The sequence below is a fragment of the Bradyrhizobium sp. SPXBL-02 genome, from assembly GCF_051853065.1.
Lineage (GTDB): Bacteria > Pseudomonadota > Alphaproteobacteria > Rhizobiales > Xanthobacteraceae > Bradyrhizobium.
The window spans coordinates 717,618-731,749 of sequence record NZ_CP182474.1 but is presented as its reverse complement, the minus strand read 5'-3'; the positions used below and the strand labels follow the sequence as shown (position 1 = coordinate 731,749).

Annotated in this window: 13 protein-coding genes; 8 read left to right on the top strand and 5 right to left on the bottom strand. The window is 65.4% G+C overall.

Going from position 1 to position 14,132, the window contains the following annotated elements; genetic code table 11:
* Window positions 1–57 precede the first annotated feature (57 nt).
* Window positions 58–987, top strand: coding sequence for a LysR family transcriptional regulator (locus ACNJYD_RS03390; RefSeq protein ID WP_172786545.1), 930 nt, complete (start codon window positions 58–60; stop codon window positions 985–987).
* 18 nt (window positions 988–1,005) lie between these two features.
* Here the strand turns inward: ACNJYD_RS03390 and ACNJYD_RS03385 are convergent, their stop codons facing one another.
* Complete coding sequence (locus ACNJYD_RS03385) at window positions 1,006–2,226, bottom strand: citrate/2-methylcitrate synthase (RefSeq protein ID WP_439365354.1); 1,221 nt, start codon at window positions 2,224–2,226, stop codon at window positions 1,006–1,008.
* A gap of 76 nt (window positions 2,227–2,302) precedes the next feature.
* Here ACNJYD_RS03385 and ACNJYD_RS03380 point away from each other — a divergent pair, with 76 nt between their 5' ends.
* On the top strand, window positions 2,303–3,397 hold the full coding sequence (locus ACNJYD_RS03380; RefSeq protein WP_439365353.1) for a citrate synthase/methylcitrate synthase: 1,095 nt from the start codon (window positions 2,303–2,305) through the stop codon (window positions 3,395–3,397).
* 207 nt (window positions 3,398–3,604) lie between these two features.
* On the opposite strand, the gene ACNJYD_RS03375 is transcribed toward ACNJYD_RS03380, so the two are convergent.
* Window positions 3,605–4,234: a J domain-containing protein gene (locus ACNJYD_RS03375; RefSeq protein ID WP_036014711.1), complete on the bottom strand. Its 630-nt coding sequence runs from the start codon at window positions 4,232–4,234 to the stop codon at window positions 3,605–3,607.
* A 118-nt stretch (window positions 4,235–4,352) separates the two neighbouring features.
* On the opposite strand from ACNJYD_RS03375, the gene ACNJYD_RS03370 reads away from it, so the two are divergent.
* A complete protein-coding gene (locus ACNJYD_RS03370; RefSeq protein ID WP_193760624.1) occupies window positions 4,353–4,631 on the top strand; it encodes a BolA family protein in 279 nt (92 codons plus the stop codon).
* Here the strand turns inward: ACNJYD_RS03370 and ACNJYD_RS03365 are convergent.
* From ACNJYD_RS03365 to ACNJYD_RS03355, 3 genes are all read right to left on the bottom strand, one after another.
* The gene (locus tag ACNJYD_RS03365) at window positions 4,628–5,980 is read right to left on the bottom strand and encodes a hemolysin family protein (RefSeq protein ID WP_172786541.1); all 1,353 of its coding nucleotides are present in this window, start codon (window positions 5,978–5,980) and stop codon (window positions 4,628–4,630) included. The genes ACNJYD_RS03370 and ACNJYD_RS03365 overlap by 4 nt on opposite strands.
* 67 nt (window positions 5,981–6,047) lie before the next feature.
* Window positions 6,048–7,190 (bottom strand): 3-dehydroquinate synthase, encoded by a 1,143-nt coding sequence (gene aroB, locus ACNJYD_RS03360; protein WP_439365352.1) that lies wholly within the window; start codon window positions 7,188–7,190, stop codon window positions 6,048–6,050.
* Complete coding sequence (locus ACNJYD_RS03355) at window positions 7,187–7,810, bottom strand: shikimate kinase (protein ID WP_172786751.1); 624 nt, start codon at window positions 7,808–7,810, stop codon at window positions 7,187–7,189. The genes aroB and ACNJYD_RS03355 overlap by 4 nt, the downstream gene beginning before the upstream one ends.
* Before the next feature lie 173 nt (window positions 7,811–7,983).
* Between ACNJYD_RS03355 and ACNJYD_RS03350 the strand changes: the two genes are divergently transcribed.
* The 5 genes from ACNJYD_RS03350 (at window position 7,984) to ACNJYD_RS03330 (ending at window position 13,425) form a co-directional block, all read left to right on the top strand.
* Window positions 7,984–8,130, top strand: coding sequence for a hypothetical protein (locus ACNJYD_RS03350; protein WP_035669499.1), 147 nt, complete (start codon window positions 7,984–7,986; stop codon window positions 8,128–8,130).
* Between the two features lie 17 nt (window positions 8,131–8,147).
* A complete protein-coding gene (gene xerD / locus ACNJYD_RS03345) occupies window positions 8,148–9,104 on the top strand; it encodes a site-specific tyrosine recombinase XerD (RefSeq protein ID WP_439365351.1) in 957 nt (318 codons plus the stop codon).
* A 324-nt stretch (window positions 9,105–9,428) separates the two neighbouring features.
* Complete coding sequence (locus ACNJYD_RS03340; protein ID WP_036042616.1) at window positions 9,429–10,391, top strand: acetyl-CoA carboxylase carboxyltransferase subunit alpha; 963 nt, start codon at window positions 9,429–9,431, stop codon at window positions 10,389–10,391.
* A gap of 505 nt (window positions 10,392–10,896) precedes the next feature.
* Window positions 10,897–12,426, top strand: coding sequence for a L,D-transpeptidase family protein (locus tag ACNJYD_RS03335; protein ID WP_439365350.1), 1,530 nt, complete (start codon window positions 10,897–10,899; stop codon window positions 12,424–12,426).
* A gap of 213 nt (window positions 12,427–12,639) precedes the next feature.
* A complete protein-coding gene (locus tag ACNJYD_RS03330) occupies window positions 12,640–13,425 on the top strand; it encodes a DUF3883 domain-containing protein (RefSeq protein ID WP_260381723.1) in 786 nt (261 codons plus the stop codon).
* Window positions 13,426–14,132 lie beyond the last annotated feature (707 nt).

Here is a 14,132-nt window from a genome sequence, read left to right as displayed (position 1 = left end):
CTTTGATTAGGAGGATATTGCTCGTAAGATTTTCAACGATCACTTGCAAATGAGCCCATGGAAACACTGGCCAACCTGGAATCATTCATTCGCAGCGCTGAGTGCGGCAGCTTCTCGGAGGCTGGCCGGCGCCTTTTGCTGACTCCGGCAGCCGTCAGCCGCAACGTCGCCATGCTGGAGCGCAATCTCGGCGTCCGATTATTTCATCGTTCGACACGGAGGCTGACGCTCACCGAGGCCGGCGAGACGTTTCGCACAGCCATCGCCGGCCATCTTGAGGGACTGCAGGCCGCGATCGCCGGAGCATCGACCGGACGCGAGGAGCCGGCGGGCGTTCTCAAGATAAGCCTGCCGCCGACATTCGGCACAGCCCATATCCTGCCACTGCTTCCCGGCTTCCTGGCCCGTTACCCGCAGGTCCGCCCTGAGTGGCACTTCGAGAACCGTCAGGTCGATCTGGTCGGTGAAGGCTATGACGCCGCGATCGGAGGTGGGTTCGAATTGTTGCCCGGTCTTGTCAGTCGCACCCTTGCGCCAGCACACATCATCGCCGTGGCGTCTCCAGCCTACATGTCCGGGCGAACATCACCGACCAAGCCGGACGAACTGGCCGCACTGGATGGCATCGTCATGCGCTCGCTGCAGACGGGACGCATCCGGCACTGGTCGATGCGCGATGTCTCGGGGCGGGAAGTTCAAGCCCCGCTATCTGAGTCGATCGTGGTCAACGATCCCGCTGCGATGCGCGAGGCGGCACTGTTGGGCCTGGGCGTTGCCATGCTTGCCACCGCCGACATTCTTCCCGCGCTCGAAAACGGGTCGCTGCTACGCCTGGTGCCACGCTGGTACTGTGACGCAGGCGCAATCTCGATTTACCACGCATCGCGCAAGCTTGTGCCCGCGAAGACGAGAGTCTTCGTGGACTGGGTTGCCGACGCATTCAAGAAAAACAGGCTCGCCGAACGCTTCGCCGGAAGCCTGAGCTAACGGGACCGGTAAAGTATTCTACTCCGCGGCCCCCGCTCGCCGCCCCGGCGCCGGTCCCACATACCTTGCCCGCGGCCTGATCAGCTTGCCGAACTGCAATTGCTCGCTGGCATGGGCGATCCAGCCGACGCTGCGGGCCATCGCGAACAGCGCGAGCTCGCTGCCGGCGGGCAGGCGCAATGCGTGCACCAGCACGGCGAGCGCGTAGTCGATATTGACGAACTCGCCGGTGGCTTCCGCGATCCGCTCCGGCACTTCCCTGGTGAATTTGCGCGGTGCGCCGGCGCGCGACAGCGCGTTGAGCAGTGATTGCGCACGGGGATCGCCGCGCTTGTAGACGCCGTGGCCGAAGCCGGCAAAGCGCTCGCCGAGCGCGACGCGTTCGCGCACAACAGGCGCGACGTCGCGGTCGACCAGCGTCTTGACGAGCTGCGAGGCCAAGACGCCGGCGCCGCCATGCTTCGGCCCCTTCAATGCGGCGAGGCCGGCGATGACGGAGTCATAAAGGTTGAGGCCGGTCGAGGCCGCGCAGCGCGCAGTGAAGGTCGAGGCGTTCAGCTCGTGGTCGGCCAGCAGCACCAGCGCGCGGCGGATCAGATCGGGCGCGTGCTTGTTGTCCGCCGCCCAGGCGCGCGCGACCTGCTGATGCAGCGGCTCGGCCGAGGCTTCCGCATTGAGCATGGTCGCAACCAGCAGGCGGACGATGCGTGCGCCGACCATGGCGCGCCCATCGGGCGCCCGGGTGAAGGCGCGGGGATCGGCGCTCGCCGCCAGCGCCAGCACGGCGATGGCGCGGTCGATCGGCGCCGCCCGGCGCGCGGCCGCTGCGATCGTGCGCATCTCCTCGGACATCTCGGGCTGATTATCCGGATCGAACGGATCGACGTCGGCGACATCCCACAGCAGCGTCGCCGTGTGCTCCAGCGTGTCGTTCTCTGAAAGATCGACGCAATTGACGCCGCGGTAGATCGCGCCCTCCTCGGTGATGGTCGAGATCTCCGTGTCCATCACCGGCAGGTCGGCATCGAAGCTGCGCAGGCCGCGTGGCTCCGGCGACGGCACGCGCCGTTCTTTGAGCGCGCGGACGTCCTCGGCGCGATAGCGGTTCTTGCGCGAGTCCGGCGTCGGCTCGGAGCGGATCAGGCCGCGGCTGACATAGGCGTAGAGGGTGGCCGGGGAGATCGCGAGCTCGGCGGCGGCTTCCCGGGCGGAGAGGTACAGCCCATCGGAATTTTTCATATTGATTTATGTAATCAAGATTGATCAATGTGTCGAGAGGCCTGACCTTATCCTCCGTGAACAGGAGATTTGGGCCATGAACATCCACCTCACCAAGAGCCAGATCGGGCTGGACGGCGTTCCCGCGGCCGAGACCGTGCTGAGCCATGTCGATGGCGAGCGCGGCGAGCTGATCATCGCTGGCGAGCATGTCGGCCGGCTCGCCGCTATCTCGAGCTTCGAGGGCGTCACCGCCCGGCTCTGGAACGGCGCCAACAAGACCACCCTCACCGAAGCCAATGTGCGCTCACACCTGGGCGCGGCGCGCGAGCGCGCCTTCACGCGGCTGCCGGACCTGCTGCCGGCGACGCGCGGCATGGGCGTCATCGACGGGTTCCGGGCGGCCGTCGCCGGACTTCGCGCCGAGCCCGGGCTGGAGCACGAGGCGACGATCGTCGGCGCGTTTCCGGTGATCGCGGGCGCACTGGTGCGGCGCGCGAGGGGGCTCGAACCGGTCGCGCCCGATCCCAACGTGAGCCATGCCGCCGACACGCTGCGCATGCTGCACGGGCGTTCGCCGGCCGCGCGCGAGGTCACGGCATTGGACGCCTATCTCGTCACGGCCAGCGACCACGGCATGAACGCCTCGACCTTCACCGCGCGCGTGGTGGCCTCGACGCAGGCCGATCTGTTCGCCGCCGTCACCGCCGGCTATTGCGCACTGACCGGTCCGCTGCATGGCGGCGCGCCGGAGCCGGTGCTGGAAATGCTGGACGCGATCGGCTCGCGCGAGCGCATCCAGCCCTGGGTGGATGCGGCGCTGGCCCGCGGCGAGCGGATGATGGGTTTCGGTCACCGCGTCTATCGCGTGCGCGATCCGCGCGCCGACGTGCTCAAGACCGCGGTCGAAGCGCTGGCGTCCAATGGCACCGACCTGCCGTTTGCCGGCGAGGTCGAGGCCTATATCCGCAGCGCCCTGCGCAAGAAGAATCCGGACCGGCCGCTGGAGACGAACGTCGAGTTCTTCACCGCGATCCTGCTCGATGCGCTGGCGATCCCGCGGCAGGCGTTCACGCCGATCTTCGCGGTCGCGCGCAGCGCCGGCTGGACCGCACACGCGCGCGAGCAGCAGCGGACGGGGCGGTTGATCAGGCCGAGCTCGTCGTATGTCGGGGCGATGCCGGTGGCGTGAGGTGGCGCGGATCTCTCCGCGAGTCCGGGAATCGTAGGGTGGGCAAAGGCGCACTTGCGCCGTGCCCACCATCTCTCTCGATCGAAAAAAAGCGTGGGCACGCTTCCGCCGTCGCTCTTCGAGCTATGGCGGACAAGTCGCTTTGCCCGCCCTACGACACTGCCGGCCGCGCGAAAACCGGGACGACACCGGAAGGTACCGCGAGTCCTACGCCTCGCGCACGACCGTCTTCAGATAATTGTACGCCTTGATGATCTCGATCAGGCGATCCTCGGTCGAGCGGTCGCCGCCATTGGCGTCGGGGTGGTGCTGCTTCACCAGCGCCTTGTACTTGGTCTTGACGTCGGCGAGCGTGGCGCTGGGGCCGAGGCCCATGACCTGGAGCGCCTTGCGCTCGGCGTTCATCACCTTGCGGGTCTCGGCCTTGGGCTCCGCTTCGGGGCCCTTGCGCCAGCTGGCACGCCCGTTGATCTCGGAGAACATGCTGAAAGGATCGGCCGCCATGTCGATCTCTTCCGCGCCCTTCTTGCCGCCATTGGCGCCCATCTTCCAGGTCGGGCGGTGACCGGTCAGCGCATCCTTCTGGTAGCGCGCAACGGCTTCGGCATTCATGCCGGAGAAGAAATTGTAGTTCTGGTTGTACTCGCGCACGTGGTCGAGACAGAAGTGCCAATACTCGCGCTGGTTCTCGCGGCCCTTCGGCGCGCGGTGCGAGCCCTTGTTGGCGCAGCCCGCCCACTCGCAATTGACCGCGGTGTCGCGCGGCTTCACTTCCGGCTGCTTGCCCCGCGGCTTCACGCGGATGGAGTCGAAGAACTTTGATGAATCGATCGGCATGGCTGACTTTGACTACGCAATGCGAAAACCTTCAAGTCTTGACATTGCAATTCGCTGAGCACCCGGTCGCGACGAGCCTGGACGTCCGGGTATTGACGGGGTGCGACCGCGCACCTTAATGGCACACATGGCTATGAAAGACACTATCAGCAACAAGTTGCAGGAAGCTTTCACGCCCGAAAGCCTGCAAGTCGTCGACGAGTCACATTTGCATGAGGGCCACGCCGGCCATCGGGCGGGCGGCGAGACGCACTTCCGTGTGTATATCGTGTCTGCCGCCTTCAAAGGGAAGAGCCGGGTCGACCGTCATCGCATGATAAATTCGGCGCTCGCCGCGGAACTTGCCGGCAGCGTGCACGCGCTCGCGATCAATGCGCAGGCGCCGGGGGAAGGTTAGAACGACGTCCCGGCCCGTCTCGGCTTGGCCTCTTCCAGCTCGGCCTCGCGCGGCACCGGTGAAATACGGAGCGCGGTGATGCGGTTGCGCTCGCGGCGGAGCACGCGGAAGCGGAAGCCGTGGAAGGTGAAGCTCTGGCCGCGGTCGGGGATCGAGCGCGCCTCGTGAATGACGAGGCCGGCGACCGTGGTTGCCTCTTCATCGGGCAGATGCCAGTCCATGGCGCGGTTGAGGTCGCGGATCGGCACCGAGCCGTCGACCACGACGGAGCCGTCGGGCTGGCGGCGCACGCCGGCCACCACCACGTCATGCTCGTCGGAAATATCGCCGACGATCTCTTCCAGAATGTCTTCCAGCGTCACGAGGCCTTCAACCTCGCCATACTCGTCGACGACGAGCGCGAAATGGGTCTTGCGACGGCGGAACGCCTTGAGCTGCTGGGATATCGGCCGCATCTCCGGCACGAACCAGGGCGGCAGCATGATGGTGGAGACGTCGATGCGCGAGGTCTCGCCCTCCGACGCGCGGATGGCGCGCAACAGATCCTTGGCGTGCAGAATGCCGATGATGTTCTCCGGCTTGTCGCGCCACAGCGGAATGCGGGTGTATTCGGTGGCCAGCACCTCCCGCACCAGCTCCTCCGGCGGCAGGTCGGCATTGATCATCACCATGGCGGTGCGGTGAACCATCACGTCGGACACCGTGAGCTCGCCGAGGCGGAAGACGTTGTGAATGTATTCGGCCTCGCCGCTCTCGATCTTGCCGTGCACGGCGGATTCCTCAACCAGGCCTTCGATCTCCGAATCGGTCAGGATCTCGTGCTGCGAAAACTCCTGGACCCCGATCAGGCGCAGGATCGCGCTCGAGGCCGTGTTGAGGCACCAGCTCAGCGGATAGAACACCAGATAGGAGACATGCAGCGGGTACGCGATCCACTGCGACACCGGCATCGGCTCCCGGATCGCCAGCGTCTTCGGCACCTGCTCGCCGATGATGATGTGCAGCGACGAGAAGACCAGGAAGCCCGCCACGAACGAGGTGAAGTGCAGCGTGGCCTCCGACAATCCGAGCGGGCTGAGGACAGGGCTCAGCAGCGCCGACACGGTCGGCTCACCGATCCAGCCGAGACCGAGGGAAGCCATGGTGATGCCGAGCTGGCAGCAGGCGAGATAGGATTCGATATTCCCCATCATGGTCTGCAGCAGGCGAGCGCCGAAGCGGTTCTGCTCGACCATGGCCTTGACGCGGAAGCCGCGGCTCTTCACCAGCGCAAATTCCGCCGCCACGTAGAACGCGTTGGCAGCGAGCAGGAGGGCCGCAAGCAGAAGATTGATCGAGATCGAACTCATGTTTGCCTCGCGACCGCCCCGGCATTCCCCGCCGTTTCGCGGGCGGCCGATCTGAACGGTCCCGCCATCACTGCGCGAGCTTCTCTTTCAGGAAGTCGCGCACCGGCGCCGGCTCGACATCCTTCGCGATCACCGCGCGGCCCACCGCCTCCAGCAGGATGAAGGTGAGCTTGCCGCGCTTGACCTTCTTGTCCTGTGCCATCAACGCCATCAGCGCGTCGGCATCGGCAAGCCCTTCCTGCGCAAAGCCGGCGATGTCCTGCAGGCGCGTCGGCAGGCCGGCCTCGATGAGGTGACGCTCGACACGTGCGGCATCGGCCGCGCCGATCATGCCGAGCTTCGCGGAGAACTGCGCCGCCAGCGTCATGCCGATGGCGACGCCCTCGCCGTGGAACAGGCGGTCGGAGAAGCCGGTCGCAGCTTCCAGCGCGTGACCGAAGGTGTGACCGAGGTTGAGCAGCGCGCGTTCGCCGGTTTCGCGCTCGTCGCGTGAGACGATTGCGGCCTTGGCGCGGCAGGAGGTCGCGATCGCATGTTCGCGGGCCGAGCCTCCCCTAGAGATGTCGGCATGGTTCTTCTCCAGCCAGGAGAAGAAGGCTTCGTCGCCCAGCACGCCGTATTTGGCGACCTCGGCATAGCCGGCCCGGAACTGGCGCGGCGACAGCGTGTCCAGCACGGCGGTGTCGGCGATGACGAGCACCGGCTGGTGGAAGGCCCCGAGCAAGTTCTTGCCCTGCGGCGAATTGATGCCGGTCTTGCCGCCGACGGATGAATCGACCTGCGCGAGAAGCGAGGTCGGCACCTGCACGAAATCGACGCCGCGGCGCAGGATGGCCGCGGCAAAGCCGGCGAGATCGCCGACCACGCCGCCGCCGAGCGCGATGACGAGATCGTTGCGCTCGATCCGCGCGGCGATCAGGGCCTCACTGACCTTTTCGAGGCCGGCATAGGTTTTCGAGATCTCGCCTTCCTCGACCACGATGCGCGAGGTCGGAATGCCGGCGGCCGCAAGCGATGCTTCGGTCGGCTCGAGCCAGTGTTTTGCCACGGTGCGATCGGTCACGATCGCCGTGCGCATGCCGGGACGCAGCGCGGCGATGCGCTCGCCGAGCGAGGCCAGCACGCCGCGGCCGATGACGATGTCATAGGCGCGATTCTCCAGCGCGACATCGACGTTGATGGGATCGGAATGCTTCAACGGCGCCGTCATCTTAACGCACTCGCAACGTCTTGAGGTGGTGGGGCGGACTGCTCGCCGCAGAGATGAGCACGCAGCGTCTCGATGCACTCCTCGACGATTTTGTCGTGGGGCACGTCGCGCGAGGCGATGGTGAGGTCGGCTTTGCCATAGACCGGCTCACGCTCGGTGAGCAGGCGCGTCACCGTCCCTTCCGGATCGGCGGTCTGGAGCAGCGGACGGTCGGCACGGCGGCGGACGCGGCGCATGATGACGTCGTGGTCCGCCCGAAGCCAGATCGAGACTGCCTTGGCGGCGATGCGGGACCGCGTCTCCTCGCGCATATAGGCGCCGCCGCCGGTTGCCAGCACCACGGGTCCATCGTCGAGCAGCCGCGCGATCACCCGTGTCTCGCCCTCGCGGAAATGCGCTTCGCCATAACGCTCGAAAATTTCCGGTATGGTCATGCCGGCCGCCGCCTCGATCTCCGTGTCGGCGTCGACGAAGGGCAGCTTGAGCCGGGCCGCGAGCCGCCGGCCGATGGTGGATTTGCCCACCCCCATCATGCCGACGAGCACGATCGAGCGCGCGCCGAGCGCCGACAGGATGTCGGCCTCGGGCGAAGCAGGAAGCGGCAACGCGGCGTCGGACATCGTCTCGCTCGACTGGATCTCGCTCGAACTGCCGCCAGATGCGGCATGCATGGGCCACCTATACGACCCCATGGGGGCCCTCGCCAGAGGACTCTTGCCACGAAACGGCGAACATGTTGGATGATTTCATTGGTTAATTTGGCTGCCGAGCCCCTATCCGAGACTCCCGAACGATGCCGAGCCTGTTCCGCTTCCTGACGGTCGTTGCTGTGATCGCCGGCATCGTCTATGGCGTGGTCTTCGCGCTGGCGAACTTCGTCAATCCGAAGCCGCGGGAAATGACGGTGACGATCCCGCCGGACAAATTTCTCAAGAAATAGGAGCTAGCCTCCAGGGCATGCGCAACCCGCCCTCAGACGCCAAGCTCATCGGCCTGTTCCTCGACATGCTCGCAGCGGAACAGGGCGCCGGCCCCAACACGCTCGACGCGTACCGCCGCGACCTCACCGATTTCTCCGAATTTCTGGGCCGGGTCGGCCATACCTTCGTGGATGCCGAGACCCAGACGCTGCGCGACTATCTCGCCGATCTCGACACCCGCGGTTTCAAGTCCACCAGCGTCGCCCGCCGGCTATCGGCGATACGGCACCTCTACCGTTTCCTGCTGAACGAGCGCATCCGCGGTGACGACCCCGCGGCGATCCTGTCAGGCCCGAAGCGCGGCCGCGGCCTGCCAAAAGTGCTGTCGATCGCCGACGTCGACCGCATGCTCCGCCGCGCCAAGGAATTGAGCGAGGCGGAAGATGCCTCGCCCTCCAGGCGGCTGCGGGCGCTGCGGCTCTACTGCCTGCTCGAGGTGCTCTACGCCACGGGCCTGCGCGTCTCCGAGCTGGTGGCACTGCCGCGCTCGGCGGCCAAGCGCGACGCCCGCATGATCGTGGTGCGCGGCAAGGGCAACAAGGAACGGCTGGTGCCGCTCAACGACGCCTCGCGGCAGGCGATGGCGGATTATCTCGCCGCTACGGAAGCAGCAAAGGCCGACAGGAAGAACAGCGTGGCCGCCTCGAAATGGCTGTTCCCCTCGTTCGGCGAAAGCGGACATCTGACGCGCCAGCATTTTGCCCGCGACTTGAAGGAGCTCGCGGTCGCCTCCGGCCTGCAGGCCCGGCTGGTCTCCCCGCACGTGCTGCGCCATGCCTTTGCCAGCCATTTGCTGCACAACGGCGCGGACCTGCGCATCGTGCAGACCCTGCTCGGCCACACCGACATCTCGACGACCCAGATCTATACCCATGTGGTCGAGGAGCGACTCAAGAGCCTGGTGCGCGACCTGCACCCGCTGGCGGAGAAGTGAGGATAAGTGAGAGGTCTTCGTGCCCCGGACGCAGCGCAGCACGTCAGTGATGCGCTGCAGAGCCGGGGCCCAGGCCGCGCTGGGTCCCGGCTCTGCGCAGCAGCGCTATAAAAGCGCTGCAGCGCGTCCGGGACACGAGAGCCCAGCCAGAACGACGAGGAAACCGCCTTGACTTCGGCCAGATCTCCGCAGAAAGAGCCGGGGCCCCACGGCTGATTTGGCCGACTGCATCAGCGCACAAGCCAAACCATTGAAGACGCTACACTTCTTTCCGTCATCCCAACTCGCTTCGCTTCTCGAGCCCCGTCCCCTTATATTGAGTTGATGCAAGACCAGATGCGCAGCTATCTCGACTTCGAAAAGCCCGTCGCCGAGCTCGACTCCAAGGTCGACGAATTGCGCGCGCTCGCCGCCACCGGCACCGACATCAGCGACGAGGTCGGACGGATCGAGGACAAGGCGGCGCAGGCGCTGGCCGACCTCTATGCGAACCTGACGCCGTGGCAGAAGACGCTTGTGGCGCGGCATCCGCAGCGGCCGCATTTCAACGACTTCATCAAGGGCCTGATCACCGAATTCACCCCGCTGGCCGGCGACCGCAAGTTCGGCGAGGACGAGGCGCTGGTCGCCGGCTTCGGCCGCTTCCGCGGCGAGCCGATCTGCGTGATGGGCCAGGAAAAGGGCGATTCCACCGAGAGCCGCATCCGGCACAATTTCGGCATGGCGCGGCCGGAAGGCTATCGCAAATGCGTGCGGCTGATGGAGATGGCCGAGCGCTTCGGCCTGCCGGTGCTGTCGCTGGCCGATTCCGCCGGCGCCTATCCCGGCATCGGCGCCGAGGAGCGGGGACAAGCCGAGGCGATCGCGCGCTCGACCGATGCGTGCCTGGCGCTGACCGTGCCGAACGTCGCGATCATCACCGGCGAGGGCATGTCGGGCGGCGCCATCGCCATCACCACCGCCAACAAGGTCTTGATGCTGGAGCACGCGATCTACAGCGTGATCTCGCCGGAGGCGGCGTCCTCCATTCTCTGGCGCGACGGCACCAAGGCGCAGGAAGCCGCCAACAACATGAAGATCACCGCCCAGGACATGCTCCGCTTTGGCGTGATCGACGCCATCCTGAAGGAGCCGGTCGGCGGCGCCCACCGCGACCCCGCCGCCATGATCGCCACCACGGGCGAGGCCATCGCCAAAGCCTTCGATGAGCTCCGGAACTTTGATGGGGATGCCATCCGCAAGCAGCGGCGGCAGAAATTCCTCGATATCGGCCGGAAACTGGGCTGATTCGGGCCGCTTTCGCACCGCGACGGCGGTGCGCTCCCTCCCCCGCCTGCGGGGGAGGGTTGGGGAGAGGGTGTCTCCGCTCGCGATCCCAATGCGGCGCGAGCCCTCTCCCGGCCTCCCCCGCAAGCGGGGGAGGTGAAGAGCAGCCCCCGGTAACCCCGCATTAACCCTTTTTTTGCCCAAATCGGCGATCTCAGTGACGGTTTGGCTGCAAGGTCCAAGTTACGGCCCAGTTTAAGTCTCTGTTGACCACACCTTTGGGCCAACGCCCTCGTGATCCCCGCTCGGGTTGCGACCACATGACCCAGAGGTTAGAATTTTAATCAATGGCTTCAGGGCATAAGCGCTGGAGCGGGGTCTGACCGGGCCCGTCTCGGCGGGTCGGTTTTCCGGTCGGATTGCGCTTCGGGAGAATTGGGGTTCGCGCTTCAATGCCCGGCACGGTGTGGGGTCCATCTTGATTTCTCGTTCGCTTGCTCGCGCGCTCTTGGCTTCGGTTGCGCTGATGACGGCCGGCGTTCTGCTGTCCGGCTGCGACACCGATCAGGTCTCGCTCGCAACCAATGCCAAGGCCAATCAGCCGGTGCCGCCGAAGCTGATCGCCGCGATGGCCGAGAAGAACATGGACCTGCAATCGCCGATCCTGGTCCGCCTGTTCAAGCAGGAGGCGGAGCTCGAGGTCTGGAAGCAGACCCGCAACGGCCAGTTCGCGCTGCTCAAGACCTATCCGATCTGCCGCTGGTCGGGCGATCTGGGCCCCAAGGTGCGCGAGGGCGACCGCCAGGCGCCGGAGGGATTCTACTCGATCAATCCGGGCCAGATGAATCCTCAATCGGCGTATTACCTCTCGTTCAACACCGGCTATCCGAACGCGTTCGACAAGGCGCTGGGCCGCACCGGCTCGCAGCTGATGGTGCACGGCGACTGCTCTTCGCGCGGCTGCTACGCGATGACGGATGAGCAGATCGCGGAGATCTATTCGCTGGGGCGCGAATCCTTCTTCGGCGGCCAGAAGGCGTTCCAGCTGCAGGCCTATCCGTTCAAGATGACGCCGGTGAACATGGCCAAGCACCGGAACAATCCGAACATGGCGTTCTGGAAGATGATCAAGGAAGGCTATGATCATTTCGAGGTGACGCGGCAGGAGCCGAAGGTCGATTTCTGCGAGAAGAAGTACGTCTTCGACGCGGCGAAACCGGCCGATGCCAAGCGCGATCCGGTGTTCGACGCTTCCGCAAAGTGCCCGGCCTATGTGATCCCCGAGGAGATCGCCAGCGCCGTGCGCGAGAAGCAGGCCAAGGACGAAACCGAATACGCAAGGCTGGTCGCCAAGGGCACGCCGGTGGCGCGGATGAACACCGGCATCGATGGCGGCATGAACAAGATCTTCGCCGCCAAGATTCCGGAAGGCTCGACCGGCCTGTCCGAGGGCGCCGAAGGCACCACGCTGCAGATGCTCGCCATGGCGAAGGCGCCCGGCACCATCCCCGGCCACGTCAATCCGCCCAAGCCGAACCTCGACGCCGTCGCGTCCGCGCCCGCACCGAAGGAAGAGCCTGTCGTCGCCGTCAGCACGCCCGCGACCGGCACCCGCGTCGCCGCGGCCCAACCTGCCGAAAAGTCCGGCGGCTTCTTCTCCAATCTCGGCCGCAAGATGGGGCTCGGCACCGCCGATACCACCGCGACCACCACGCCGGCGCCGCAAGCCACCGCGTCCGTGGCCCCGGCCGCCCAGACCTCCACGACGCCGGCCACGGCCGCCTCGAGACTCAAGGCCGCCGTGACTCGCTTCGTGCCGGGGCAGGACAAGTCCAAGGATTCAGTAAAGGACGCGGCGAAGGACACGCCGAAGCCGGCCGTTGCGGCCGCCAAGCCTGCCGAGCCGCCGAAGCCCGACACCCGCCTCGCCGCAACGCGCCCGGCGCTGAAGCCGTCGGTCTCGGACGGCGCGGGTGACAATGCCCCGATGATGGCCGGCGCCGCGCCGGTGGTGCAGTCGAACTCGTTCGACAGCCGGTTCTCGGCGGTGAAGTAGGCGGGCGGACGCGAACGCGCCTTCCACGAGGCAAACAAGCCTAACAACGTCATCGTCCGCAAAGGCGGTGGTGCCGGCAGCGGCAGTCTTCGTGCCAATCTTGCGCCAAAGTGATCCCCTGATAACCTTCGTGTTCAAGAGGCCGAAATTTTGGACCCTGAGCACGTCAACGGAACTGCAGGGACACCTTGGACGGAGAGTGAAATCTCCGCCGTGGTCGACAGTTATTTTCGGATGCTGACCTCCGAAAGAGAAGGCATCGCATACAGCAAGGCACAGAACCGGCGTCAGTTGATGACGTTCGTTCGTCGGTCCGAAGCATCGATCGAGCGCAAGCTTCAGAACATCTCCGCTGTTCTCGATATGCTCGGAGCCCAGTGGATCAACGGTTACAAGCCGCTGGCGCACTATCAAGACGCCTTAGTGGCCGCGGTCGAGCGCAATATTGGAAAGACACCCGACGTTCTTTACCCGGCTAGCAACGACACTCGACCGCTGATGCTAAACGATGATGCCTTGTTCGTAGCTCCGCCTTCCATCGCAGGTTTCGAAAAGACACTGACCCCTGCAGTCCGGCGGCTCGTGGGAAAGTTCGATCCCGCCGAGCGCGACGCGCGAAACCGGCAGTTGGGGAAAGCTGGAGAGAAGTTCGTGATGGACTTCGAGCGCGACCGTTTACGCCGCTCCGGGCGCGAAGACCTTGCCAATGACGTTCGCTGGGTTTCAGACCTGGATGGCGATGGCTACGGTTACGACATCCGTTCTTTTGAAACCGATGGGCAGGAGCGGCTACTGGAGATCAAGACGACGTGCGGTCACGAACGCACCGCGTTCTGGCTCACGCGCCGCGAAGTGGATGTTGCAGCAGAAAGAAGTGACAGCTACCGAATCCGCCGCGTCTTCCATTTTCGAAACCGGGCACAGATGTTCGAGATAGCTCCGCCGCTCGAACATGCCCTCTGCATGACGCCGAACACATATTCGGCTGAACCCAGATAGCGTGCAGGTTGGCTTTAGGTAATTCTGCCGCCGCGAGAAAACTTCTGATAAATAAAAATTCTCTTTACCCGAACCCCCGAAACACCCTATCCTCCACGCCATCTCATCCCTCCGGAAGGGGCGGGTCGCGATCGTCACGGTTCGTGGGGTGGGTTGCGGTGGACGCGGGCGGCGTTGGCGCCAGAGGCGGTCGCAGGGCGGGTAGTCCCCGTGAGCGATCAGCGGGCGTGGTACGACGGCGCTGCCGTGCCCTTGCGAGGCCGAAAGGCGAAGCAGGGCCAGCGTACGGCAAAATCGTGTGGTCCTGGCGCCCGCAGGCTGGCGTCAAGTCTCCGCGGTGGTGTGGGTGCCCGACCGGGTTGCCCACATCAGCGATCTGGCGAGGCGACGGGGGCAAAAGTGCAACGCTCCCCGGGGAGAGCGCGACATAAGCCGTCAAACCACTGCGCAGGGAAGGCCGGTTATCGGGCTGCACCTGTGTCTCCCCTGTGAGCGTCTACTCTACGCATCATGCACAGGGGCTCGTGGGTGCCAGCCGGTACCCGGCCTTCCCTGCGCCCTTCCGACTCGAAGGGCGTCAGAAGCGAAGCAAAACCCGGACGCGGAAGCGCCGCGGGATCGCGATGGCACGTTCGGTTGTTTGACAATTGAAGAAGCGGACGGGGTGCCGCGCCAGTCTTGGTCAAGCGCCGGGGTATCGCATATGG

Excerpts from the sequence above, each read along its gene's own strand:
- ACNJYD_RS03340 (WP_036042616.1), top strand. The coding sequence starts at position 9,429 with ATGCAAGACCAGATGCGCAGCTATCTCGACTTCGAAAAGCCCGTCGCC.
- ACNJYD_RS03370 (WP_193760624.1), top strand. The coding sequence starts at position 4,353 with ATGGCACACATGGCTATGAAAGACACTATCAGCAACAAGTTGCAGGAA.
- aroB (WP_439365352.1), bottom strand. The coding sequence starts at position 7,190 with ATGACGGCGCCGTTGAAGCATTCCGATCCCATCAACGTCGATGTCGCG.
- ACNJYD_RS03385 (WP_439365354.1), bottom strand. The coding sequence starts at position 2,226 with ATGAAAAATTCCGATGGGCTGTACCTCTCCGCCCGGGAAGCCGCCGCC.
- ACNJYD_RS03350 (WP_035669499.1), top strand. The coding sequence starts at position 7,984 with ATGCCGAGCCTGTTCCGCTTCCTGACGGTCGTTGCTGTGATCGCCGGC.
- ACNJYD_RS03335 (WP_439365350.1), top strand. The coding sequence starts at position 10,897 with ATGACGGCCGGCGTTCTGCTGTCCGGCTGCGACACCGATCAGGTCTCG.
- xerD (WP_439365351.1), top strand. The coding sequence starts at position 8,148 with ATGCGCAACCCGCCCTCAGACGCCAAGCTCATCGGCCTGTTCCTCGAC.
- ACNJYD_RS03390 (WP_172786545.1), top strand. The coding sequence starts at position 58 with ATGGAAACACTGGCCAACCTGGAATCATTCATTCGCAGCGCTGAGTGC.
- ACNJYD_RS03365 (WP_172786541.1), bottom strand. The coding sequence starts at position 5,980 with ATGAGTTCGATCTCGATCAATCTTCTGCTTGCGGCCCTCCTGCTCGCT.
- ACNJYD_RS03375 (WP_036014711.1), bottom strand. The coding sequence starts at position 4,234 with ATGCCGATCGATTCATCAAAGTTCTTCGACTCCATCCGCGTGAAGCCG.
- ACNJYD_RS03380 (WP_439365353.1), top strand. The coding sequence starts at position 2,303 with ATGAACATCCACCTCACCAAGAGCCAGATCGGGCTGGACGGCGTTCCC.
- ACNJYD_RS03355 (WP_172786751.1), bottom strand. The coding sequence starts at position 7,810 with ATGTCCGACGCCGCGTTGCCGCTTCCTGCTTCGCCCGAGGCCGACATC.